The 23,589-nt window shown below is 67.5% G+C and carries 20 protein-coding genes; 14 read left to right on the forward strand and 6 right to left on the reverse strand.

Going from position 1 to position 23,589, the window contains the following annotated elements; all coding sequences use genetic code 11:
- Positions 1-23: 23 nt before the first annotated feature.
- The 5 genes from nosZ to IT182_13575 are packed head-to-tail and all read left to right on the forward strand — an operon-like array spanning position 24 to position 5,410.
- Positions 24-1,895, forward strand: coding sequence for a Sec-dependent nitrous-oxide reductase (nosZ, locus tag IT182_13555; GenBank protein ID MCC6164370.1), 1,872 nt, complete (start codon positions 24-26; stop codon positions 1,893-1,895).
- 25 nt (positions 1,896-1,920) lie between these two features.
- Positions 1,921-2,547: a hypothetical protein gene (locus IT182_13560; protein ID MCC6164371.1), complete on the forward strand. Its 627-nt coding sequence runs from the start codon at positions 1,921-1,923 to the stop codon at positions 2,545-2,547.
- Complete coding sequence (locus IT182_13565; protein MCC6164372.1) at positions 2,547-3,908, forward strand: right-handed parallel beta-helix repeat-containing protein; 1,362 nt, start codon at positions 2,547-2,549, stop codon at positions 3,906-3,908. Before IT182_13560 ends, IT182_13565 begins: the two co-directional genes overlap by 1 nt.
- Positions 3,905-4,603: an ABC transporter ATP-binding protein gene (locus IT182_13570; GenBank protein ID MCC6164373.1), complete on the forward strand. Its 699-nt coding sequence runs from the start codon at positions 3,905-3,907 to the stop codon at positions 4,601-4,603. The genes IT182_13565 and IT182_13570 overlap by 4 nt, the downstream gene beginning before the upstream one ends.
- Positions 4,604-4,615: 12 nt before the next feature.
- Positions 4,616-5,410 (forward strand): hypothetical protein, encoded by a 795-nt coding sequence (locus IT182_13575; GenBank protein MCC6164374.1) that lies wholly within the window; start codon positions 4,616-4,618, stop codon positions 5,408-5,410.
- An 81-nt stretch (positions 5,411-5,491) separates the two neighbouring features.
- Here IT182_13575 and IT182_13580 read toward each other — a convergent pair whose 3' ends face one another.
- Positions 5,492-6,184 carry a Crp/Fnr family transcriptional regulator gene (locus IT182_13580; protein MCC6164375.1) on the reverse strand — a complete coding sequence of 231 codons (693 nt, stop codon included), beginning with the start codon at positions 6,182-6,184 and terminating at the stop codon, positions 5,492-5,494.
- Positions 6,185-6,408: 224 nt separating this feature from the next.
- Between IT182_13580 and ric the strand changes: the two genes are divergently transcribed.
- A complete protein-coding gene (gene ric / locus IT182_13585) occupies positions 6,409-7,125 on the forward strand; it encodes an iron-sulfur cluster repair di-iron protein (protein MCC6164376.1) in 717 nt (238 codons plus the stop codon).
- 48 nt (positions 7,126-7,173) lie between these two features.
- Here ric and IT182_13590 read toward each other — a convergent pair whose 3' ends face one another.
- The gene (locus tag IT182_13590; protein ID MCC6164377.1) at positions 7,174-7,974 is read right to left on the reverse strand and encodes an RraA family protein; all 801 of its coding nucleotides are present in this window, start codon (positions 7,972-7,974) and stop codon (positions 7,174-7,176) included.
- A gap of 157 nt (positions 7,975-8,131) precedes the next feature.
- Here IT182_13590 and IT182_13595 point away from each other — a divergent pair, with 157 nt between their 5' ends.
- The 3 genes from IT182_13595 to IT182_13605 all read left to right on the forward strand — a co-directional run bounded on the left by IT182_13595 (position 8,132) and on the right by IT182_13605 (position 11,831).
- A complete protein-coding gene (locus IT182_13595) occupies positions 8,132-9,409 on the forward strand; it encodes an amidohydrolase/deacetylase family metallohydrolase (protein ID MCC6164378.1) in 1,278 nt (425 codons plus the stop codon).
- A gap of 149 nt (positions 9,410-9,558) precedes the next feature.
- Positions 9,559-10,617, forward strand: a complete 1,059-nt coding sequence (locus IT182_13600; GenBank protein ID MCC6164379.1) for a RidA family protein — start codon at positions 9,559-9,561, stop codon at positions 10,615-10,617.
- Positions 10,618-10,634: 17 nt separating this feature from the next.
- Positions 10,635-11,831: an aminotransferase class V-fold PLP-dependent enzyme gene (locus tag IT182_13605; GenBank protein MCC6164380.1), complete on the forward strand. Its 1,197-nt coding sequence runs from the start codon at positions 10,635-10,637 to the stop codon at positions 11,829-11,831.
- A gap of 103 nt (positions 11,832-11,934) precedes the next feature.
- On the opposite strand, the gene IT182_13610 is transcribed toward IT182_13605, so the two are convergent.
- Positions 11,935-12,525, reverse strand: a complete 591-nt coding sequence (locus IT182_13610) for a RidA family protein (protein ID MCC6164381.1) — start codon at positions 12,523-12,525, stop codon at positions 11,935-11,937.
- Between the two features lie 182 nt (positions 12,526-12,707).
- On the opposite strand from IT182_13610, the gene IT182_13615 reads away from it, so the two are divergent.
- From IT182_13615 to IT182_13630, 4 genes are all read left to right on the forward strand, one after another.
- Positions 12,708-15,860, forward strand: a complete 3,153-nt coding sequence (locus tag IT182_13615) for a TonB-dependent receptor (GenBank protein ID MCC6164382.1) — start codon at positions 12,708-12,710, stop codon at positions 15,858-15,860.
- Positions 15,861-15,944: 84 nt separating this feature from the next.
- Positions 15,945-17,534 (forward strand): aminotransferase class V-fold PLP-dependent enzyme, encoded by a 1,590-nt coding sequence (locus IT182_13620; protein MCC6164383.1) that lies wholly within the window; start codon positions 15,945-15,947, stop codon positions 17,532-17,534.
- 5 nt (positions 17,535-17,539) lie between these two features.
- Complete coding sequence (locus tag IT182_13625) at positions 17,540-18,703, forward strand: lactonase family protein (protein MCC6164384.1); 1,164 nt, start codon at positions 17,540-17,542, stop codon at positions 18,701-18,703.
- 39 nt (positions 18,704-18,742) lie between these two features.
- Positions 18,743-20,017 (forward strand): MFS transporter, encoded by a 1,275-nt coding sequence (locus tag IT182_13630; GenBank protein MCC6164385.1) that lies wholly within the window; start codon positions 18,743-18,745, stop codon positions 20,015-20,017.
- A 135-nt stretch (positions 20,018-20,152) separates the two neighbouring features.
- On the opposite strand, the gene IT182_13635 is transcribed toward IT182_13630, so the two are convergent.
- On the reverse strand, positions 20,153-20,647 hold the full coding sequence (locus IT182_13635; protein MCC6164386.1) for a multicopper oxidase domain-containing protein: 495 nt from the start codon (positions 20,645-20,647) through the stop codon (positions 20,153-20,155).
- A gap of 143 nt (positions 20,648-20,790) precedes the next feature.
- On the opposite strand from IT182_13635, the gene IT182_13640 reads away from it, so the two are divergent.
- Entirely contained in the window at positions 20,791-21,777 is a 987-nt protein-coding gene (locus IT182_13640) for a hypothetical protein (protein MCC6164387.1), read from the forward strand.
- Between the two features lie 12 nt (positions 21,778-21,789).
- Here the strand turns inward: IT182_13640 and IT182_13645 are convergent, their stop codons facing one another.
- A complete protein-coding gene (locus IT182_13645) occupies positions 21,790-22,329 on the reverse strand; it encodes a hypothetical protein (protein MCC6164388.1) in 540 nt (179 codons plus the stop codon).
- Between the two features lie 41 nt (positions 22,330-22,370).
- Positions 22,371-23,589, reverse strand: a 1,219-nt coding sequence (locus tag IT182_13650; protein ID MCC6164389.1) for a phosphoenolpyruvate carboxykinase (GTP), incomplete at its 5' end; no start/stop codon positions are given.

Genomic DNA, 23,589 nt, shown 5'->3' on the forward strand with positions numbered 1-23,589 from the left:
GCTCCCCTCATCAGGACACGCACATGACCAGACAATCGACAGTGACCGCCTGCGGCACTCTGACGCTGGCGCTGCTCGTGGCTGCCGGCTGCAACCCTCCGGGTGCCGGCACGCCAGGTACCGCCACCGATGGCTCGGCGGCTTCCAAGACCTTCGTCGCGCCGGGCGAGATGGACGAGTACTACCTGTTCTACTCGGCTGGTCACTCGGGGCAGGTCTACGTGGCCGGCATCCCCTCGATGCGCCACATCTCGACGATTCCCGTCTTCGCCCCGTATCCGGCCACAGGCTACGGGTACGACGAAGAGACCAGGAAGATGCTCGGCGGCTTCACCTGGGGCGACGTCCATCACCCCGGGCTGTCGCAGACCGACGGCAAGTACGACGGCCGCTGGCTGTTTGTCAACGACAACGCCAACAACCGCATCGCGCGCATCAGCCTGCGCGACTTCAAGACGCACCAGATCCTGGGTCCGATCCCGAACTCGAGCGGCAACCACGGCTCGTCGTTCGTGACCGAGAACAGTGAATACGTGCTCGTCGCCACGCGCTTCTCGGTGCCGCTGCCGAAGGGCCGCTACGCCGATCCGTCGTCGTACGCCGACGAGTTCAACGGCATGGTGAGCGGGATCAAGGTCGACCAGACGACGGGCGAGATGACGGTCGGCTGGCAGATCCTCACGCCACCCTTCAACTGGGACCTCGGATCGACGGGCAAGGGCCCGAGTTCGGGTTGGGCGTTCTGGACGTCCTACAACTCCGAGATGGCGCACGAGACGCTCGAAGCCACGTCCACGCAGGGTGAGCGCGACTACGCCGCCGTCGTGAACTGGCGCGCCGCGGAGCAGGCCGTCAAGGACGGCAAGACGACGATGATCGGCGGCATTCCGGTGATCGATCCGGCGAAGGTGCCTGGCGTCATGTACTTCCTGCCCGTGCCGAAGTCGCCGCACGGCATCGACACCGACCCGTCTGGCCGCTGGATCGCGGCGTCGGGCAAGCTGCAGCCCGTCACGTCGGTGTTCGACTTCGAGAAGATCCAGAAGGCCGTCAACGAGAAGGTGTTCGACGGCGAAGTGCGCGGCGTGCCCGTGATCAAGCACGAGGCCGTGCTCGAAGGGGAAGTGCCGGTGGGCCTCGGTCCGCTGCACACGCAGTACGACGGGAAAGGCAACGCGTATACGTCCCTCTACGTGGAGTCGGCCGTGGCCAAGTGGAGCCTTCCGCCCTGGAACGACGATCAGAAGAAGGACCTGAACACCATCGTTCTCGACAAGATCCCGGTCCACTTCAACATCGGCCACCTGGTGGTCGGTGGCAGCGACACGAAGGAGCCGTACGGCAAGTACCTCGTGGCCATGAACAAGCTGTCCAAGGGGCGCCACCTGTCGGTCGGGCCGTCGCAGCCGGAGAGCAGCCAGCTCATCGACATCACGGGCAACAAGATGGCGATGCTGTACGAGGCGTTCACCGAGCCGGAGCCGCACTTCGCGCAGATCCTCAAGGCCGACGCCATCAAGCCGATCGAGGTCTATCCGAAGGCCGAGAACACGAACCCGAACGCCGTGTGGGACGCGTCGCAGGCCGGCGTCACGCGCAACGGCAACAAGGTCGAGGTGAAGATGGTGGCCATCAGGAGCCGCTTCATTCCGGACCGCATCGACGCGAAGGTCGGTGACGAAGTCACGATCCACGTGACCAACGTGGAGCAGACGACCGACATGATTCACGGCGTCGGGATCATCGAGCACGACATGAACGTCGTCGTCGACCCTGGCGAGACCAAGACGGTGAAGTTCACGGCGGGCAAGGCGGGCGTCTACCCGTTCTACTGCACGAACTTCTGCTCGGCACTGCATCAGGAGATGCAGGGCTATCTCGCCGTCAAGCCCTGACACGACACGGAGCGCGGAGCCCCTCATGTACGCACGTCTCTCGGCCATGCAACGCCTGCTGGACCGCCCGGTGAGTCTCCTCGGGCGGGGCCTCATCCTCGCGGGCGTGCTCGTCCTGATCCTGGGGGCCACGCTGCCCCTGTGGCGCATCAGCCTGGTGGCGCCGCAGTACGCCGAGGGGCTCACGCTCGACATGTACGCCTACCAGATCGTGGCCGGCAACGGCGGCCAGGATCTGGCTGAAATCAACACGCTGAACCACTACATCGGCATGAAGCCGATCGTGCAGGCCGACTTCCTGGAGATGAAGCTCCTGCCGTTCGCGGTGGGCGTGTTCGCGCTCATCGCGCTGCGCGCCGTGGTGGTGGGGCGCATCATGAACCTCGTGGATCTGGTGGTGCTCTTCCTGTACTTCGGGGCGTTCTCCCTCGGGAGTTTCGCCTACCGTCTGTACAGCTACGGGCACCACCTCGACCCCGCGGCGCCGATGAAGATCGATCCGTTCATGCCCGTGCTGATTGGCTCGCAGCAGATTGCCAACTTCGTGCAGACGAGCCTGCCGTTGTCCGGGACGTTCTGCATGGGCGGGTTCCTGGTCTGCGTCCTCGGGGCGTTCTGGCACTCCCTGCGCGAGGCACGGAGGCTCGCGTGATGTCGCGCCGGCTGGCGATCGGGCTCGTGTCGGGCCTGACGTTGGCCGTCGCGGTCACCAGGGACCCCGCGCTGCCCGTGCTGGCGGCCACGCAGGACGCGCCAGAGGCGCACCTTGCCGACAGCGCCGCCGACGATCGCACGGCGTGGCTGCTGGAGCGACTGGCGGACGCGCCTGACGGTGCCGTCGTGGTCGTGCCGCGCGGCGTGTATCGCGGACCGATTCGCATCGTGCGTCCGGTCCACCTGCGCGGGGAGTCCGGCGCGCGCCTGCGGGGAGACGGCAGGACGCACACCGTCTCGGTCGAAGCGCCCGACGTGACCATCGAGGGCTTCGACGTCAGCGGATCCGGCCTGGACCTGAGCAAGGATCACGCGGCCATCCACGTGACGGGACCGCGCGCCACGCTCGTCGACAACCGCATCCACGAATCGCTCCACGGCGTGTACGTCCGTCAGGCCGACGGTGCGCGCATCGAAGGCAACACCATCATCGGCGTGGAGACGAAGATGGAGGCGGTCGACCCGTTCGCGGCCGCCGGGCCGTCCGAGGGCGAACTCTGCGAGGTCACCGTCAACCAGAACCAGCGCGGCAACGGGATCCACATCTGGAACTCGTCACACCACGTCGTGGCGCGCAACACGATCCGGTACACGCGTGATGGCGTGTACTTCTCGTTCGTGGACAGGACACACGTGCGCGACAACGTGATCGAGCAGGTGCGGTACGGCCTGCACTACATGTACTCGGACGACAATCGATTCGAAGGCAACACGTTTCGCGACAACGCCGCAGGCGCCGCCGTCATGTCGTCCAAGCACATCGTGTTGCGGCGGAACGCGTTCCTGGCGAGCCGCAATCATCGCGCCTACGGCATCCTGTTGCAGACGGTCGACGACACGACGCTCGAAGAGAACCGCATCGCCGGCAACACCGTCGGCGTGTTCTTCGAGAGCGGGCACGGCAATCGCCTGCGCAACAACGTGATCGCCAACAACCACATCGGCATCCACGCGTCCGACAGCTCGGATGGCAACACGTTCGCAGGCAACGACTTCGTGGACAACCTGCACACCGTCGAGACGTCCGGCGGCAACCTGACGAGCGTATGGGCGGAGGACGGTCGCGGCAATCACTGGAGTGGTGCCGTGCGACTCGACATGAATCGTGACGGCATCGCCGATGTCCCGCATCGCGAACTCGACCTGTTCGGGCAGACGCGACGTGACCTGCCCGTCATCGGCCTGCTGGTGGGCAGCCCTGGCGAGCGGTTGCTCCGGTTCGTCCACGCGCGCATCGCGCTGCCCGGACTGCCCGGCGTGGTCGATCCCTCACCGCTCGTCAATCCCTCGCATCGATGATCGCCATCAACGCTCTCTCGAAATCGTTCGGTCGCCATCGCGTCCTCGACGGGCTCGATCTCGACGCGGCACCGGGGCAGGTGACATTGCTCGTCGGCGCCAACGGATCCGGCAAGACGACGACGCTGCGCGTACTGTGCGGACTGTCGCGCCCCGACGGCGGGCGCGTGACGATCGGCGGCGCCGACATCGTCTCGGCGCGCGACGCGGCACTGGCGCACCTGGCGTTCCTGCCGCAGTCGCCGCGGTTCCACGATCGCCTCAGCGTCGGCGAGATCCTCGACTTCTATGCGCGGCTGCGCGGCGCCGGGCGGGCGCGGGTGTCAGACGTCGCGTCGCAGTGGGGGCTGGACAATGCGCTGGCGCAGCCGACGGGCCGGCTGTCCGGCGGCACGCGGCAGCGGCTGGCGCTGGCGGTGCTGTCGTTACCCCAGGCCCCTGTCCTCGTCCTCGACGAACCGGGACTGAGCCTGGACCCGGATTGGCGTCGATTTCTCCACGCGGAACTGCACGCGGCGGCGCGGCGGGGAACGACGGTGCTCGTGGCGACGCACCTGCTCGGTGAATGGGAAGGACAGGCAGACAGGTGTCTCGTGCTCGAGCAGGGCCGCGTGGCGCGTGAGCTGCCGCCCGGACGCCTGCGCGAGGTGTTCCCGTTCTCGCTCCCCCATGTCGTTCGTTCGAACGCGAGTTGATCGAGGCCCGTCATGAGCACCGCATCGCGCGCCATCGTCACGGCCTCGTTCAGGCGAGAGGTCGCCGAACACAGGCTGAATCGCTTCCTTCATGTGCATCTGGCGCTGTCGGCGGTCATCGGCCTGCTGCCGTTGTTCACGCCCGACGCGATCGTGCGCGCCGCGCCGGCGTGGGCACTGCAGGGCGTGTTGTACTGCCTGTCGCTGTCGGCGTTGCTGCTCGGCCTGAGTGCCGCGCAGGGCGACGCCGACGAATTCCCGCTGCTGTTCACGCAGCCGATGTCGCGGGGCACGTGGCTGGTGGGCAAGGTCGCCGCGCTCGCGGCGCTCATCTGTCCGGCCGCGTGCCTGCTGGTGCTGCCCGCCGCGCTGATGGGTGGCGCGTCCGTCGTGCTGCTGTCGATCGCGCTCGCGTCGGCAGGCGTCTGCCTCGCGATGGCGCTCATCGGCCTGGCCGTCGGATTCTGGGTGCGCGACCACGTGCGCGGGTTGCTCGTGGCGCTCGGCGTGTGGTTCACGATGCTGTTCGGCACGGACCTCGTGCTGCTCGCGCTGTCTGGCGCACCGGTCGTGCACCAGTGGCCGAGCGCGTTCGTGCTGCCGCTGATGGTGAATCCGCTCGATGCGTTGCGCGTCACGGTGCTGTTCGGCTTCGAGCAGACCGCACCGGCAGGCGTCGGCGTCGGACGGATCGCCGCATGGTGGCTCGCCAATGGCGGCCTGTGGCTGGGGCTGGTGCTGACCGGCTGGATGGCGATGGCCTTCGGCGTCGGCCTGGCCGGCGCTCGTCGTCGCGTCGATCTCTGACGGAGAGAGGTCTGGCCCGGCCTTCGACTCCGCTCAGGCCGCCCCGAGCTGGCCGAAGGGCGAGGGCCGACCCTACGTTGCCTACTCGTCGTCGCTGCCGGCGAGATCGAGGAGCCGTTGTTGTGACTTCACGAGCAGGAGCCGCTTGCGCGTCTCGATCAGGCCGCGTGCCTGCCATTGCGTGAGCGTGCGACTCACGGTGTAGAGCGTGGTGCCGGTGAGATCCGCGAGCTCCTGTCGCGTGAGCGGCTGCGTGATGAGCACGCCATCGGCCGTGCGTTCGCCGCATTGGCGCATGAGGCGCAGCAGCGTGTGCGCCAGCCGCGGCCCGACGCGCGCCGTTGTCAGCTCCCTGACGCGCGTGAGCGCGTCGGTCATGTGCGTGGCCATCTCGCGCATGACGTTCACGCTGACCTGCGGCGTCTCGGCGACGAGCGATGCGACCGTCTCGCGTGTCCAGCACCGCACGACGGTCGGCTGCGTGGCGATTGCCGTTACGGGATAGGGCGCCGCACCAAGCAGCACCACGCCGCCGAACGGCTCTCCCGGGCTCACGAAACGGACGATGAGCTCGGTGCCCTCGGCGGTGACCTGCAGCACCTTCAGGAAGCCCGACTCCACGAGTACGAGATGCCGTGCCGGCTCGCCCTGACGCGCGAGGGTCTCTCCGCGTGCGAGCTGCCGCGTGGCGGACTGACCCAGCCAGAGCGCCCGCTCGGCGTCGGTCAGGCCGTCGAAGATCCGTGAGCGCGTGAGAGCGTCAGCCGGTGCCATCGCGCAACAGGGTATGGCCGGCAACGGGCAACCGGCAACCGGACGGGCACCGGGCAGCGGGCACCGGGCACCGGAATCTGCTGACGAAGCGCACGGGCTTCAGCACTGACCGCCGGATGAATCCGGCGGCTACAGTGGCAAAGCACCGTCTTCCGGTACCCGGTGCCCGGCTGTTTTGCGCTGGCGCAACGACTGTCGCTTTTCGCCACGGTACTTTCGCGAACATGGTGATTTCTTCCGACACGACTGTTGCCGACATCGCGACGTACGCTCCTGCGACCATCAGCGTGTTCCAGCGCTACCACATCGACTTCTGTTGTGGCGGGCGCGTGCCGTTGCGGGACGTGTGCGCAGACCAGGGTCTCGACGCCGACGCCATCCTCGACGAGTTGCGCGCCGTGGCGTCGCCCGGTTCCGAGGAGCCGAAGTGGACGGACGCCACGATGACCGAATTGATCGGGCACATCCAGCGGCGCTATCACGAGCCCCTGCGCGACGAGCTCCCGCGGCTCGACGCCATGCTCGACAAGGTGGTGAGCCGGCACGGCGCGCACCTGCCTGACGTGCTGCTCCCGCTCCAGGCGACGTTCAAGTCGCTGGAACAGGAACTGCTCGAGCACATGCACAAGGAAGACCGCGTGCTGTTCCCCGCGATCGTCACGCTCGAGGGCGCCGGCGACACCGACGCCGCCACGATTCCCGCGGCGCGCCTGGTGGCACCGATCGCCGTCATGGAAGCGGAACACGAGTCGGCGGGCGAGGCCCTGCAGGTGCTGCGGCAGCTCACCGGTGGCTACGCGCCGCCCGACTGGGCGTGCCCCACGTTCCGCGGGTTGTACTACGGGCTCGCGCAACTCGAGGCGGACATGCATCGCCACGTCCCCCTCGAGAACCACGTGCTCTTCCCGCGTGCCGCGCGCGCGGCACGACAGCGCGCCTGACGCGACAGCCTGTGCCTGAGCGCCCGGTTGCCGGTTGCCCGTTGCCGGCTAATACCGCCCGTAGATCTCGAGCGCCTTCTGTATCGACTTCTCCTGGCGGATGAGCGGGATCATCTTCGACTCGCGCGCGTCGTAGTCCTTCAACAGGGCCACGACCTGCGTCGCGGCGGCGTACGGCACCACGACCACGCCGTCCGCGTCGCCGACGATGAAGTCGCCGGGCGTGACGAGGACGTCGCCGCAGCGGACTGGTGTCTGCTTGGACACGGCGACCATGCGGCCCACAGACGTGGCGGGGCTGATGCGGCGGGCGAACACCTGATGCCCGATCTCGCGCAGTTCGGTCACGTCGCGCACGGCGCCGTCGACGATCGTCGCCTCGATGCCGCGCACCTTGGCGGTGGTCGCCATCAGGTTGCCGAGCGCGGCGATCTCCACGCCGCCCTCCATCACGTACACGAGCACGCTGCCCGCCGGGGCCTCGTCGAGCACCTGCATGTGATAGTTCGGATACGTCTTCGTGTCCGAGCGCAGGACGGGCCGCATCACGGTCGTCCAGGCGCGCCCGACGATCTTGCCCGGGCTGATCGGCTTGACGTCTGACGACATCCACCCGCGTGCGCCAGTGGCCGACTCCACGGCGTCCGCGATGTTGCCGGTGCTGTTCTCGGGCCGGCGCAGCGCGGCGATGACCTCGGTGTCTGGCATGGCGGGACCGGCCTGCGCCGCAGGCGTCTGCGTCGCGGCAGCCTGCGTGGCGGCCAGCGGCGCACGGGCTGTCGACGATGTGGTGAGGACGGGGATGACCAACGCGGCGACGGCCACCGCGGCGAACGAACGGACGGACATGAGCAAGAGCCTCCTGTGCGTGTGCTATAACACGCCTCATCGGTCCCGGCCACGGTGAACGGGTGAATTGGTCCATGCCCGTACGCGCCAGCGCTCAGGTGACCCGACGCGCGCGTCCGCGAGGAGACCTCCGTTGTCCAGCCGTTCCAGAGTCCTGATGCTCGCCGCCCTCGCGGGCGTGGGTGCCTTGTGCGCCGCGCCCGCGATGGCCCAACCCTACTCGCTGCTCATCAAGGGCGGCCACGTGATCGACCCGAAGAACGGGCGTGATGGCGTGATGGACGTGGCGGTGGCCGACGGCAAGATCGCCGTCGTCGCGGCGTCCATCGATGCCGCGCAGGCACGCCGCGTGGTGGATGCCTCGGGCCTCTACGTGGTGCCCGGTCTCATCGACCTGCACGCGCACGTGTTCTTCGGCACCGAGCCCGACGCGTATCTGAGCAACGGCCTCGTGGCGGTGCCTCCCGACAGCCACTCGTTCCGCGCCGGCCAGACCACGCTGGTGGATGTCGGTGGCGCGGGCTGGCGCAACTTCGGCCAGTTCAAGACGCAGGTGATCGACACCTCGCGCACGCGCGTCCTCTCATTCCTCAACATCGTCGGCGCGGGGATGCGCGGCGGGCCCGCGGAGCAGAATCTCGGCGACATGGACGCCAAGCTGACGGCCATGCGGATCAGGCAGCACCGGAATCTCATCGTCGGCATCAAGGTGGCGCACTACAGCGGCCCCGAATGGGATCCCGTCACGCGCGCCGTCGAAGCCGGTACCGACGCGGGCGTGCCCGTGATGATCGACTTTGGCGGGCACACGCCGCCGCTCTCGCTCGACGAGCTCCTCAACAAGCGCCTGCGCCCTGGCGACATCCTCACGCATGCCTACGCGCACGTCGCCGGCAGGCAGCCGATCGTGAACGAGCAGGGGCAGGTCGAGCCGTACGTCGTCGCGGCACGCAAGCGCGGCGTGATCTTCGACGTGGGCCATGGTGGCGGGAGTTTCCTGTGGCGTCAGGCCGTTCCGGCGACCAGGCAGGGGTTCTACCCGGACGTGATCAGCACCGACCTGCACACCGGCAGCATGAACGCCGGCATGAAGGACATCCTCAACGTGATGTCGAAGCTGCTGAACCTCGGGATGCCGTTCAACGACGTGATTCGCGCGAATACGTCCAGGCCCGCCGAGATCATCAAGCGCGACGACCTCGGACACCTCGGCGTGGGCACCGAAGCCGACATCGCCGTGCTCGGGCTGCGCAAGGGACAGTTCGGGTTCATCGACTCTTCGGGTGCGCGGATGGACGGCACGCAGAAGCTCGAATGCGAGCTGACGGTGCGCGCCGGACAGGTGGTGTGGGATCTGAACGGCCGAGCGGCGCAGGACTGGACGAAGGTCCCCGTGGTGCCGCCCGGCACGCGCGGGGGGCGCGCGCGGCAGTGAGCGTGCCGGAACACCGGGCACCGGGCAGCGGGCACCCGGCACCGGACACTGCACACCGGGCACGGCGTCTCGGGAACCGTCGCATCACGCGTGGCGCTCTGGTGCTGGCGTTCGGCGTGGCCGGCTGCACTGCGGCCGCCCCTCCATCCGTGCACGCGCAGTCGTCGTCGACGCGTCGCGTGGTGCGGCCCGCGGGCGCGCCTGCCGATCGCCCGTACTCGCCGGGCATCATGGTCGGCGGCACGCTCTACATCTCCGGGCACCTCGGAACGCCTGGCGATGGCCCCGCGCCGCGGGACATGAAGGCGCAGACGCGGCAGGCGATGGAAGGTGTGGGGGCCGTGGCCCAGGCGGCCGGCCTCGGCTACGAGCACCTGGTGAAGTGTCACGTGTACCTCGCGAACATGGACGACTACGCGGCCATGAACGAGGTGTACGGGTCGTATTTCCGCGATCGCGTGCCGGCGCGCACGACAGTGCAGGCGGCGGGGCTGCCCGCCGGCGCCGGCGTCGAGATCGCGTGCATCGCGTACGCCGATCTCGCGGGCATCTCCGTGGTGCGTCCGCCGGCGGGGGCGTTGCCCGCGCCGCTCGGCCCTTACTCGCCAGCCGTGTGGGCGGGCGACACGCTCTACGTGTCGGGCATGGGTGGCCAGGATCCGGCGACCAGGGCGGTGGGCGAGGCTGTCGAGGCGCAGGTCGCGCAGACGGTGGCCAACATCACGACCACGCTCAAAGCGGCAGGACTCGGACCTGCCGACGTCGGCTGGATGCAGGCCTACGGCACCCGCGCGTCGGAGATCGACGCGATTACCGCCGCGATCGGCAAGGTGACAGACGCACCACGTGGTGCCGTGGTCGTCCCGGCGTTGCCCGGGCCGATCCGAGCCGAGCTGACGTTCGTGGCCGTCAAGCCGTCGTCAACAGGCCGCACGGTGCGCATGGATGCGATCGCGGTACCTGGCGGCGATGTCGCCGCGCAGGCACGCGAGGCGTTCAAGCGACTCGGCACGCTGTTGCAGCAAGGGAAGTCGTCGTTGCGCGACGTGGCGCTGGTCACCGTGTACCTGAGCGACCTCTCGGACATGCCGGCGATGAACGCCGTGTTCACGGAAGTCTTTCCATCAGATCCGCCCGCGCGCGTCACCATCCAGGTGCAGCCGCAGGGTGCGGAACGTATTCGCGTGGCACTGGTTGCCGCGCAGTGAACGAAACGGAGACCACGATGTTGACGCGACGGACGTTCTTCGAACGCCTTTCTTCGATCCCTGTCGTCGGCGGCCTGCTCGGCGGTGGCGTGACGGCCGCTGCCGCGGCGCCTGCGCGCCGTGACTACTTCAAGGAACTCGGCGTCAAGCCGTTCATCAACGCGGCGGGCACGTTCACCGACATGACCGCCTCGCTGATGCCGCCCGAGGTGATGGACGCGATCAACTACGCGTCGAAGAACTTCGTGTACCTCAACGATCTGCACGACAAGGTGGCCCTGCGGATCGCGGAGCTCGTGAAGGCAGACGCGGCGATGGTGTCCTGCGGCGCGGCGTCGGCGATGACGCTCGGCACGGCAGGCATCCTCACGGGGCTCGACCGGAAGAAGATCGTCGACCTGCCGAACCTCACGGACATGAAGACGGAAGTCATCATGCAGAAGTCGCATCGCTTCGGGTACGACCACGCGATCCGCAACTGCGGCGTGTCGATCGTCGAGGTCGAGACGGTTGCCGATCTCGAACGGGCCGTCTCGCCCAACACGGCGATGATGCTCTTCTACAACAACAACAATTCGGTGGGGCAGATCCGAGACGAGGAGTTCGTGCGCCTCGGGAAGAAGCACGGGATCCCCACGATGAACGACTGCGCGGCCGACGTGCCGCCCGTCGAGAACCTGTGGAAGTACACCGCGATGGGCTTCGACCTCGTCGTGTTCTCCGGCGGCAAGGGCATCTGCGGCCCGCAGAGCGCGGGATTGCTGCTCGGCCGCAAGGACCTCATCGCGGCCGCCCGCGCCAACGCGTGGCCCAACGGCAACGCCATCGGTCGCGGGATGAAGGTGAACAAGGAGGAACTGCTCGGGATGCTTGTGGCACTCGAGCGTTTCATCAAGCTCGATCACGTGGCGCAGGAAAAGGAGTATCAGCGCCGCGCCGACGTCATCCTGAAGGCCGTGAGCGGGCTGAAGGGCGTCACGGCGGCGGTCACGGTGCCGGAAGTCGCCAACCACGTGCCGCACGTCCAGATCAAGCTCGATACGGCCACGGCCGGCATCACGGGACGCGAGGTCTCGCGACGTCTGCGTGAAGGCACGCCGTCCATCGGCGTGCGCTCCGGCGAAGAACTGCTGATCGGCGTGTGGATGATGAAGCCAGGCGAAGAGAAGATCGTCGCCACGCGCCTGCGCGAGGTCCTGAGCGGAAAGGCGTAGAAAGTGAGGCCAGGGTATCAACCCCTGGCCTCACTTCCCATTCGTCAGATGGAGCGAACGGTCCCGCCATGGCGCGTCAGCGCGGCGGCGGAAACCCGTTGGTCTACGTCGTGGCGATGCAGTCGATCTCGACGAGCGACTTGCCCGGGACGCCGCCGTAGCACGCGACCGTGGTGCGCACCGGCGGATTGGGGCCGAACCGGCCGCGGTAGACCTCGTTCATCCCGTCGTAGTCCTGCAGGTCGTGCAGGTACACGTTCACCTTCAGGACCTTGTCCATCGAGGACCCGGCCTTCTTGAGTTCGGCCTCGAGTGAGTCGAGCACGGCCTTGGTGTGCACCTTGATGTCACCGGCCTCGTGATAACCCTTGCCGGCGATGAACACGAGTCCGCCGTGCACCCTGCCGCCCGAGAACAACGGCGCCTGCCGTGGCGCGGCCGCCTGCTGGGCCTCATCAGGGATGGTGACGATGCCGTTGGCGTCGGTGGTCGAGGCGTGGGCCCGGCCGCCGAACACGCCGGCGACTGTGGCGCCGGCTGCGGCGAGCAGGGAGCGGAACGCGGAACGGCGAGAGGGATCGGGCTGGGTGACTGGCACTGTCGTGACTCCGTTCGAGTGGGGGTGGGTGATGGGCGGCGCACGCGCCGCAACACGCCCGGAGGATAGCGACTCACCCGCGCGAGGGCAAGCCATCGTCACTCTCGGATGGACAAGCGCGGCGATTTCGATTACGTTTGGCGCCTCTGTGAGAGTGAAACGCCGTGTACGAATTCGGCGTAACCGTTCCAATGAGTGACCGGTCACGTCGAGCCCATGGGCGCAAGGCGCCGCATATCGTCCACCGCGAAATCTACTGGCTGCCTGGAGGTTGCCGCGTGATTCGAGTCATCTTCTCTACTCTTCTTGCCCTGACGCTGTCGTCACCCGCCTTCGCGCAGCTCGCCTCGCAGACAGGCCTGATCGGCACCGTCACAGACTCGGGCGGTGGCGTCCTGCCGGGCGCCACGGTCACGGCCGTGAACCTCGGCACGCAGGCAACGCTGAGCGGCGTGACCAACCAGGCGGGCGTGTACCAGTTCAACGCGGTACCGCTCGGACAGTACGAGATCACCATCAGCCTCCAGGGCTTCCAGAGTTTCAAGGCTACCAACATCCTCGTCACCGGCAACGCCGTCGTGCGCCAGGATGCGGTCCTCGGCGTGGGCGACCTCACCGAGACCATCACGGTCGAGGCGTCCAACACGACGATTCAGACCGACAGAGCCGCCGTCTCGCAGACGGTGGAGGCTCGCGCCGTGGTCGACCTGCCGTCGAGCGGGCGCAACGTGTGGCAGTTTGCCGCCACCACGCCCGGCGTGCTGCGCGGCAACACCACCGACATCGGGCTGTCGTTCCGCGGTGCCGGCCAGCGCGAGATCCAGAACAGCCTCACCATGGACGGCATCAACGCGACGTCGAACCTGCTGGCGATGACCAGCATGCGTCCGATGGCCGACGCCGTCACCGAAGTACAGGTCCAGACGGGCAGCACGTCGGCCGAGTACGGCTCGTACCTCGGCGTGCACGTCAACGTGGTGACCAAGGCGGGCACGAACACGTTCCACGGATCGCTGTTCGAGTACTTCCAGGACAGTGCGCTCGAGAGCCGTGGGTACTTCGACAACCCGAACCTGCCCGAGCCGCCCAAGCGCAGCAACCAGTTCGGCGTGCAGTTTGACGGCCCCGTCATCATTCCCGGCCTCTACAACGGCACGAACAAGACCTTCTTCATGGCGGCCTACGAGGGGCTGCGTTCCAACCGCCAGACGACGCCGATTACCTCGGTGCCCACCGAGCGCATGCGCCGCGGTGACTTCAGCGAGATCGCCACGCAGATCGTCAACCCGATCACGAAGGTGCCGTACGCGGGCAACCAGATCCCGCAGTCGCAGCTCTCGGCGCAGGCGCTGCGGCTCCTCAGCTACTACCCGCTGCCGAACCTGCCTGGGACGGCCAACGGCACGGGCAACAACTACCAGGGCACGGTGCTCACCGAGAGCAACATCGATCAGTTGCTGATGCGGGTGGACCAGAACCTCGGCAACGACGGGCGCCTGTACGTGCGCTACAACTGGGTCGACGCCTTCGACGGCTTCGGCGCCGTCATCCCGACGGCGGGCCTCTACCAGCCCCGCAAGAACTACAACACGCTGGTCTCCTATCAGCAGACGTTCTCGCCCACGCTGCTCAACGACTTCCGCGTCGGCTATCACCGCATCACGTTCGACTCGTTGAACAACCTCACGCTCGCCGGCGAGTCGTCGGCAGGCTCCAACCTCGGCATCCCGGGCTTTGACGGCGACGTGCGGTACGACAACCCCGGCATTCCCTCGATCGGCGTCACCGGCTTCGGCGGACTCGGCAACGGCGGCACCAACTGGTACCAGTTCGACACGACGTTCCAGTTGTCCAACGTGCTGTCGTGGACCAAGGGCCGGCACAACATCCGTACCGGGTTCGACCTGCGCAAGATGGCCACGGGGCGCAAGGCCGCCAACAGCCCACGCGGGGCGTTCAGCTTCAATGGCGGCATGACAGGCTACGCGATGGCCGACTTCATGACGGGCATCCCGTTCACCGTCGGTACCCCGGTCGATCAGGTGCAGGGCGACGTGGGGCAGTGGCGCAATGGCTTCTTCATCAACGACGTGTGGCAGGCGTCGCGCCGCATGACGGTGAGCCTCGGCCTTCGCTACGAGCGCAACACGCCCGTACGGACCTATGAAGGTCTGGCGTCGATGCTCGACGCGTCGCAGACGCAGATCATCCCGACGTCCTTCCCCTCCAGGGGCTTCGAGTTCCACGAGCCGAACAACAAGGACTGGGGGCCGCGCGTGGGCGCCACCTACCGGCTCACCGAGAAGACGGTGCTGCGCGCGGGCTGGGGCATCTACTACAACCCGAACCAGATGAACTCGTTCACGTTCCTCACGAACAATCCGCCGATCGCGGCCGAGTTCACGTTCACCAACAACACGACGGCACCGACGCTGTCGTTCGAGCAGCCCTTCGGCCAGGTCGGTCCCGGCGGGCCGCCGAACATGATCACGCCGAACCGGCACCTGCCCAACGCGCGCAAGAACCAGTGGAGCCTCGACCTCCAGCACGAGCTCTTCGGCAGCACCGTCGTCGAGGTGCAGTACCTCGCGTCGCGCACGAAGAACCTCGATCGCAGCTACTACAACAACGATCCCCTGCCTGGACCTGGCGCGGTCGATCCGCGTCGTCCGAACCAGTTGTTCCGGCAGATCCGGACCATCCAGAACGACCTCGTCGCCAACTACGACGCGGTGAGCCTCGTCGCGCGTCGGCGCATGACCAAGGGCCTGCTGCTCAACGCGCACTACACGTGGTCGCGCACGCGCGACATGGCCACGCATTCCAACGGCGGCGGCCAGACGATGAACCAGTACGACAAGTGGGCCGACTACGGTCCGGCCAACTGGGACGTGCCCCATCGCCTCGTGGTCAGCTACGTGTGGGACATGCCGTTCTTCCGCGAGAGCGACAACGTCCTGCTGCGCGGCGTGCTCGGCGGGTGGCAGATCGGTGGCGTGACCACGATCCAGAGCGGCACGCCGATCAACGTGCTGATTCAGCCCGACCGCGCCAACGTCGGTCGTGGCGGGCAGCGTCCGATGCTGGTCAACAGCGGCGTCGCGCTCAACTGCCAGGCGAATCCGAATGGTGTCGGACTGGTCAACTGTATCGACCCGGCCGCCTTCGCGCTGCCAGACCTCTACACGTTCGGGAACACGCCACGCAACTACCTGCGCGGGCCGAAGTACAGCCAGACCGACGTCTCGTTCATGAAGAACATCGCCACCGGCGGCCGTTCGCGTATCCAGCTGCGCGCGGAGGTCTTCAACCTGTTCAACCAGGTGAACTGGGGCAATCCCGGCGCCACGCTCGGCACCGCGGCATTCGGCGTCATCTCGTCGGCAGACACGATGCGCCGCGCCGAACTCGGCGTGAAGTTCCTCTTCTGAGGTCGCTCTCGCAGGAACGGCACTCCATGTGCCGTTCCTGCCTCTCTTCCTGCATTCCCCGCATTCGGCATTCCCGGCATCCCCATGTTCACCCGACGTGACGCGCTCCGTGCCCTCAACGCGCTGGGGCTCGGCGCGGCGGTGCCCGCGGGCGCGGCTGCACAGGGCGTGTCGCGTGCGCCTGCCGTCGCGCCGGCCGGCGGCGATCTCTACGCCGGTCTCGGTGTGCGTCCGCTCATCAACGCGCGTGGCACGCTCACCATCATCGGCGGGTCGATGGAACTGCCCGAGGTCCGCGTCGCCAAGTCGGTGGCCAACCAGCAGTACGTCCACATCGAGGAACTGATGGAAGCCGCGGGCGCGAGACTCGCGGAGCTCACCGGTGCCGAGTGGGGCATGGTGAGTTCGGGCTGCGCCGCGGCGATGTCGCATGCGACGGCTGCGTGCGTCGCAGGCGGCAACCCCGACCTGCACGTGCGCATCCCCGATCTTCGGGGCTTCGCGCGCACGGAGGTCATCATCCCCGGGCATTCGCGCAACGTGTACGACGCCGCGATCCGCGCCGTGGGCGTCTCGATCGTCGAGGCGAACACGCCCGCCGAACTCGAACGGGCGATCGGCCCGAAGACGGCCATGATCTACGTCTTCGCGAACCCGCGGAACGAGACGGGCCCGATGTCGCTCGAAGCCATCGCCGGGATCGCCAGGCCGCACGGCGTGCCGATCATGGTGGATGCGGCGGCCGAGATCCTCACCGTTCCCAACATCCACCTGCAGCGCGGGGCCACGCTCGTCGGCTACAGCGGCGGCAAGATCCTGCGCGGCCCGCAGAGCGCGGGGATCCTGCTCGGCCGCAAGGATCTCGTGAAGGCCGCGTGGATCCACAGCGCCCCGCATCACGGCTACGCGCGATCGATGAAGGTCGGGCGTGAAGAAGTGATCGGCATGCTCGTGGCCGTCGAGCGCTGGGTGACGGGCGATCGTGCCGCCGAGTGGGCCGAGTGGGTGCGTCAGGCCGATGTCATCGCGCAGGCGGCCGAACGCATCGCCGGCATCACGGCCATCGTCGCGCGCGAGGCGCGCGAGGACCGCTCGAACCGCAGCCCGCGCGTGACGCTGCGGTGGACGGCCGCGGAGATCGGTCTCACCGGACAACAGGCGTCCGCGCAGCTCTACGAGGGCGAACCGCGGATCGCCGTGGGCGGGGCCTCGGGCGCGCGCGAGGGCATGGCCGGCGACACGGGACTCTCACTGAGCACGTCCATGCTCGCGCCTGGCGACGAGCGTATCGTGGCGGCGCGGCTCACGCAGCTGCTGTCGGCGCGACGCACGCTCGTGACGCCGCCCGCCGCTGCCGCGCCGAGTGGGGATGCGTCGGGGCAGTGGACCGTGGAAATCGCGTTCGCCGCGTCGCGCACCACGCACGTGCTCCAGTTGCGTCAACAGGGAGCCGCCATCGAGGGATCGCATCAGGGCGACTTCCTGACGCGCGACATCACGGGCACGATGGACGGCGCACGCGTCACGCTCGCCAGCATCGTGACCGAACGCACGGGCGACGCCTTGAGCTATCGTTTCACCGGCGAGCTGTCGGGCCACACGATGTCGGGCACGCTCGACCTCGGGGAATACCGTTCCGCAACCTGGCGAGCTACACGAACCGGAAAGTCGTGATGCCAATGCTTCGTTCCTTCACTCTGTTCTGCCTATGCTGTCTGCCTGCCGTCGCGCACGCCCAGGCACCGGCTCAACCCGCATCAGAGATGTTCGTCTACGTCGGCACCTACACCAATGAGCGGAGCCAGGGGATCTATCGCCTGCGGCTCGACCTCGGCACGGGCACGATCTCGGCGCCGGAACTGGCGGCTGCGGCGACCAATCCGAGCTTCCTCGCGCTCGATCCGTCGCGGACGCATCTGTATGCCGTCAACGAGATCGGCAAGTTCAACGACAAGCCGACGGGAGCCGTGAGTGCGTTCGCCGTCGATGCGGCGACCGGCGCGCTCACGCCCATCAACCAGGAGAGCTCCGGCGGCAGCGGCCCTGCGCACGTGTCGGTCGATCGCGCGGGACGTGCGGTGCTCGTGGCCAACTACGGTGGCGGCAGCGTCGCGTCGCTGCCCATCGGCCAGGGCGGGCGCCTCGAGCCCCCCGCGTCGGTGATGGTGCACCAGGGATCGAGCGTCCATCCCAAGCGGCAGACCAGGCCGTACGGGCACTCGATCAACGTGGATCCCTCGAACACCTTCGCGTACGCCGCCGACCTCGGCACCGACCGCATCTTCATCTATCGCCTCGACCCGACGACCGCGGTGCTCACGCCCGCCGAACCGGCGTTCGCGGCGATCGCGCCGGGATCGGGTCCGCGCCACATGTCGTTCCACCCGAATGGACGCGTCGCGTACGTGATCAACGAACTGGCGATGACCGTCACGGTGCTGAGCCGCGACGCCGCGACAGGCGCGCTCACCGAGGTGCAGACCATCGGCACGCTTCCCGAGGGGAAGGCCATCGATCCGACGTACAGCACCGCCGAAGTCGTGGTCCATCCGTCGGGCAAGTTCCTCTATGGTTCCAATCGGGGGCACGACTCGCTCGTCGTCTATGCGATCGACGAGCAGACAGGTCGACTGACGCTGGTGCAGCACGAGTCCACGCAGGGCAGCATGCCCCGCGGCTTCGGTATCGACCCCACCGGCCGCTATCTCCTCGCGGGTAACCAGCGCTCGGACCTCCTCGTGGTATTCCGCATCGATCCTGCAACCGGTCGCCTGACCTCCACAGGCCAGACCGCTCGCATCGGCTCACCCGTCAGCGTCGTGTTCGTGCCCGTGGCTCGCTGATCGCCATTCGTCATTCATCATTCGTCATTCGCTCTCGTCATGCCTTACCGACATCGCGTCCTGACCATGCTGTTCCTGCTGTCGATGGTCACGTACCTCGACCGCGTGTGTATCGCCGTCGCGGGACCGGAGATGCAGAAGGACCTCGGCCTGTCGCCCTCGCAATGGGGCTGGGTCGTCGGCATCTTCGCGCTCTCGTATGCGTTGTTCGAGATTCCCTCCGGCGCGCTCGGCGATCGCATCGGTCCGCGTCGCGTGCTCACGCGCATCGTGGTGTGGTGGTCGGCGTTCACGAGCCTGACCGGCATGGTCTCGAACTACTACGTGCTGCTGGCCACGCGCTTCGCGTTCGGCATGGGAGAGGCAGGCGCGTATCCAAACAGCTCGTCGAGCATCTCGCGCTGGTTCCCGCAGGCCGAACGCGCGCGCGCGCACGGCACCGTGTGGATGGCGAGTCGCGTCGGCGGTGCACTCACGCCACTGCTCGTCGTGCCCATCGTCGCCGCGTACGGGTGGCGCATGGCGTTCTACCTGTTCGGCTTCATCGGTATCGTGTGGGCCGTGGCCTGGTACTGGTGGTATCGCGACTATCCCACGGAGATGCCGGGCGTGACCGCCGAGGAGATCGCACACATCGGCGATTCATCGGCACGCCGCGAGCATCACGGCCTGCCGTGGGCGTCTGTCGTGAAGAGCCCGAACTTCTGGATCATCCTGCTGATGTACCACGCGTACTGCTGGGGGGCGTATTTCTACGTGTCGTGGATGCCCACGTATCTGCGGCTCGGACGGGGCTTCACCGCCGACGAGATGAAGATCTACGCGATGCTGCCGTTCGTGGCCGGTGCGCTCGGCAACCTGCTCGGCGGCGCGGTGAGCGACGTGCTGGTACGGCGCTCGGGGCTCAGGAACGGCCGTCGCTTCGTGGCCGCCGCGGGACTCGCGGCATCGGCGCTCTGCCTGTTCGGCACCGCCATCGTCGACGACAGACTGATGGCCGTGGCACTGCTGACGCTCGGCTACTTCAGCATGGACTGCATGCTGCCCGTGTCGTGGGCGGTGTGCGTGGACGTGGGGCGCCGTCACGCGGGGGCGATGACGGGCGCGATGAACTCGGCGGGACAGATCGGATCGTTCCTGTCGTCGATCGCGTTCGGCATGCTGGTCGATGCCTTCGGTGGACGCTACGACGTGCCGCTCATCCTGTTCAGCGGCTGCCTGCTCGTCTCGGCCATCCTCTTCATGCGCATCGACGCGTCTGAGCCGCTGGTTCCCGAGAACGCACCGGCGCAAGAGGTGGGCGCGACGGCGTAAACGCCGCGATATGCGTAGGGGCGACGCATGCGTCGCCCCCGCATCGAATCGGTCACGACGGTTGTACGGGCACCCCTTGCCTGCCCTCTGAAGCTGCGGAGCAGCGGAGGTGGGTGGGTGCCCCTCGTGTCCTGGCTACTCGACGATGAGCTGGCCGACCATGCCGCCCTGGAAGTGTCCGGGGAACGTGCAGATGAACTGATACTTGCCCGCGGCCGGTGCCACGAAGTCGACCGTGACGCTCTCACCGCCGCCTGCCAGACCCGACGCGACGATGATCTGCGGCTTCGACTTGGCCGACACGTAGTTGGTGTCGCGCGCGGTGGCACCGGCGGTGGCCACCGCCAGTGCGTCGGTGCCGGCCTTGAGCAGCACGAAGTTGTGCGCCATCGCCATCTTCGGCATGGCACTCGTCGTCTTCAGCGTGACCTTGACCTTGTCACCCGCCTTGACGCGGATGATGGCCGGCGCGAACTTCATGTTGTCCGTGCCGGTGAGCGTGAAGGTCTTGGCACCGGCGGCAGCCTTGGGGGCGGCCTTGGGGGCGGCCTTGGCTTGAGCGAGGACGAGCGCGGGCGAGAGCGTCAGCGCAACGGTGCACATCATGGCGCACAGAGAGTGACGGGACATCGATACAATCCTTTGGAAGAGGACATGTGGGCGAGCCCAGATGGCGCGCCACACGAGTGGCGGCCGACACGGCACGCCACCGCTTATCCTACTCGAAAAACGGCACGTCGGCTGCCGCCGGACGCCGTGACTGGAGAAGTGTCATGAAGAGCATCGTCGCCGTCGTCGCTCTCGCAGGCGTTGCGATCGGTAGCGCGTCGGCTGCCGAGGCGCAGGGGCAGCGCGGCATGGGCGGGATCGTAGGCATCACGGTCTATCAGGACCGTGATTTTCGCGGACGCAACGCCAACTTCCGCAACGATGTGCCGGACCTGCGTGCCTCGGGCATGAACGATCGCATCGTCAGCTTCCAGATCGCCGCAGGCGAGACGTGGGAGGTCTGCGAGCACGAGTTCTACAGAGGGCGCTGTCAGGTGTTCTACGGAGTCGAGCGGGACCTGCGTCAGCGCGGGTGGGCGCGCACCATTTCGTCGATGCGACGTGTCGGTGGGAGTGGTGGCGGCTGGGGCGGCGGTGGAGGCGGCGTGTACCCGCCGGGGCGTCCGGAGCCGCCGATGGGGCAGGGCGGCCTGACGTTGTTCGCCAATCGCAACTACGGCGGTGCGAGTCGTACGCTCATGGGCCCGGTGGCCGATCTGCGGTCGCTTGGTTTCCACGACCGGGCCGAAAGCCTGCGCCTTGCGCCGGGGCAGGCGTGGGAGGTCTGTCGCGACATCCAGTTCCAGGGCTGCTACACGGTGACCAGCGACTGGCCGGACCTGGCGCGGCTCGGCAACAACCTGCGCAACCAGATTTCTTCGGCGAGACCCGCCTTCCGGCCTGGTGGTGGCTGGCCTGGCCCGGCGCCATGGCCAGGCCAGGGCACCGGACCGGTGGTCCCGGGCGCAGGCCGCATCGTGCTCTATGCGGGCATGAACTTCTCGGGCCGTTCGCAGCAGTTGCTCGGCACCGACACGCGTATCCGCATGAGCAACGTCCAGAGCGTGCGCGTGTTCGGCGGCAACTGGTACCTCTGCGAAGACGACAACTTCCGCGGCAGGTGTACGACGGTCAGCGGCGAGGTGATGAATCTGCGATCGCTGGGACTGCCACGCGTCCGTTCGGCCCGCCCTGCCGGGGGACCGTACTGACGAGTCGAATGGCTACTTGACCTGGGTGTAGGCGAAGACCGTTTCCGTGAGTTTGCCGTTGGCGTTGCGGGCGACGATGATGTCGAGGGCGTCGGGCGCCTTGCGCGTGAAGGTGACGCGCGACGGATTCGGTCCCGTCCCTTCGAATACAGCCGTCCGTCCTTCGACCTTCACGAGCCTGTGGTTCACCGACTCGGCCTGCGGCTGACGTCCCGCGAGGCCGGGGCCCGGTGCGAAGTGCTTGATGCGCAGCACGAGTCCGTCGCCTTCCTGCTCGATCGCGAGCAGCTCGTACAGCCGAGGCTCGGTGCCCTGCACGTTGCGGTACACGGCCACCATCGACGTCGCCGCCGGCGCCATCCAGTGCTGTTCGATATGGCGGTCGCCGAGCGTGCCTGTCCATTGACCGGCGATGAAGCCGACCTGCTGGATGGTGGCGGCGGCCGCGGGTGCCGTCCCGATGGCGGCGTCCTGGGCAACTGACGGCGAAGCAGCCAGCAGCACGAGGAGTGCGGCTGGCCCGAGCAGACGAGAGAGGGTAGAGAGCGTCATGTCGCCCGACATGGTATCGCGGGACTGACGGTCCCACGCCGCTACAACCTGCAGATGAGCAGCTCCCGCTCGTACACCATTTCCTTCGGCAGGTGCGAGTGCAACTGGAGGAACAGTTCCTCGTGCTCCATCACCTCGCGACGCCATTGCACGGGATCGACCGACTGGAGCTGTTCGAACTGCGTCTCCGAGAACGAAAGCCCGCGCCAGTCGATGTCCTGGTAGCGCGGCATCCAGCCGAGCGCCGATTCGCGCGTGGGGACGCGGCCGCGCACGCGATCGACGATCCAGCGCAGCACGCGCATGTTGTCGGCGAAACCGGGCCACAGGAAGCGCCCCTGCTCGTCCTTGCGGAACCAGTTCACGTGGAAGATCTTCGGCGTCTCGCTCAGCGAGCGCTGCATCGTGATCCAGTGCCGGAAGTAGTCGCCCATGTGGTAGCCGCAGAAGGGCAGCATCGCCATCGGGTCGCGCCGTACCTTGCCCACCGCGCCCGCGGCGGCGGCCGTTGTCTCCGAGCCCATCGTGGCGCCCATGTAGACGCCAGACGTCCAGTTGAACGCCTGATACACGAGCGGCATCGTCGTCGCGCGCCGGCCGCCGAAGACGATGCCGCTGATCGGCACGCCGAGTGGATCGTTGAAGCCGGGATCGATGATCGGACATTGCGCGATGGGCGCGGTGAAGCGTGAGTTCGGGTGCGCGGCCGTGGCACCCGTCTCGCGCGCGATTTCGGGCGTCCAGCGCTTGCCGCGCCAGTCGAGGCACTCGGCCGGCGGCGTGGGCGTCATGCCTTCCCACCACACGCCGCCCTCGGGCGTGAGCGCCACGTTGGTGAAGATTGTGTTGCGCGCGATGGTGATCATCGCGTTCGGGTTGGTCTGGTTCGATGTGCCCGGCGCCACGCCGAACATGCCCGCTTCGGGGTTGATCGCCCGCAGCACGCCGTCGGCGTCGGGCTTGAGCCATGCGATGTCGTCGCCCACCGTCGACACGGTCCAGCCCTTCATCGCCTTCGGCGGCACGAGCATCGCCAGGTTGGTCTTGCCGCACGCGCTCGGGAACGCGGCGGCCACGTAGGTCTTCTCGCCGTGCGGATCCTCCACGCCGAGGATCAGCATGTGCTCGGCCAGCCAGCCCTCGTCGCGCGCCATCGCCGACGCGATACGCAGGCCGAAGCACTTCTTGCCGAGCAGGGCGTTGCCGCCGTAGCCCGACCCGTACGACCAGATCTCGCGCGTCTCCGGGAAGTGGACGATG

This window comes from Acidobacteriota bacterium (assembly GCA_020845575.1).
Taxonomy (GTDB): Bacteria; Acidobacteriota; Vicinamibacteria; order Vicinamibacterales; family Vicinamibacteraceae; genus Luteitalea.

Excerpts from the sequence above, each read along its gene's own strand:
- nosZ (MCC6164370.1), top strand. The coding sequence starts at position 24 with ATGACCAGACAATCGACAGTGACCGCCTGCGGCACTCTGACGCTGGCG.
- IT182_13560 (MCC6164371.1), top strand. The coding sequence starts at position 1,921 with ATGTACGCACGTCTCTCGGCCATGCAACGCCTGCTGGACCGCCCGGTG.
- IT182_13565 (MCC6164372.1), top strand. The coding sequence starts at position 2,547 with ATGTCGCGCCGGCTGGCGATCGGGCTCGTGTCGGGCCTGACGTTGGCC.
- IT182_13570 (MCC6164373.1), top strand. The coding sequence starts at position 3,905 with ATGATCGCCATCAACGCTCTCTCGAAATCGTTCGGTCGCCATCGCGTC.
- IT182_13575 (MCC6164374.1), top strand. The coding sequence starts at position 4,616 with ATGAGCACCGCATCGCGCGCCATCGTCACGGCCTCGTTCAGGCGAGAG.
- IT182_13580 (MCC6164375.1), bottom strand. The coding sequence starts at position 6,184 with ATGGCACCGGCTGACGCTCTCACGCGCTCACGGATCTTCGACGGCCTG.
- ric (MCC6164376.1), top strand. The coding sequence starts at position 6,409 with ATGGTGATTTCTTCCGACACGACTGTTGCCGACATCGCGACGTACGCT.
- IT182_13590 (MCC6164377.1), bottom strand. The coding sequence starts at position 7,974 with ATGTCCGTCCGTTCGTTCGCCGCGGTGGCCGTCGCCGCGTTGGTCATC.
- IT182_13595 (MCC6164378.1), top strand. The coding sequence starts at position 8,132 with ATGCTCGCCGCCCTCGCGGGCGTGGGTGCCTTGTGCGCCGCGCCCGCG.
- IT182_13605 (MCC6164380.1), top strand. The coding sequence starts at position 10,635 with ATGTTGACGCGACGGACGTTCTTCGAACGCCTTTCTTCGATCCCTGTC.
- IT182_13610 (MCC6164381.1), bottom strand. The coding sequence starts at position 12,525 with ATGGCTTGCCCTCGCGCGGGTGAGTCGCTATCCTCCGGGCGTGTTGCG.
- IT182_13620 (MCC6164383.1), top strand. The coding sequence starts at position 15,945 with ATGTTCACCCGACGTGACGCGCTCCGTGCCCTCAACGCGCTGGGGCTC.
- IT182_13625 (MCC6164384.1), top strand. The coding sequence starts at position 17,540 with ATGCTTCGTTCCTTCACTCTGTTCTGCCTATGCTGTCTGCCTGCCGTC.
- IT182_13630 (MCC6164385.1), top strand. The coding sequence starts at position 18,743 with ATGCCTTACCGACATCGCGTCCTGACCATGCTGTTCCTGCTGTCGATG.
- IT182_13635 (MCC6164386.1), bottom strand. The coding sequence starts at position 20,647 with ATGTCCCGTCACTCTCTGTGCGCCATGATGTGCACCGTTGCGCTGACG.
- IT182_13640 (MCC6164387.1), top strand. The coding sequence starts at position 20,791 with ATGAAGAGCATCGTCGCCGTCGTCGCTCTCGCAGGCGTTGCGATCGGT.
- IT182_13645 (MCC6164388.1), bottom strand. The coding sequence starts at position 22,329 with ATGACGCTCTCTACCCTCTCTCGTCTGCTCGGGCCAGCCGCACTCCTC.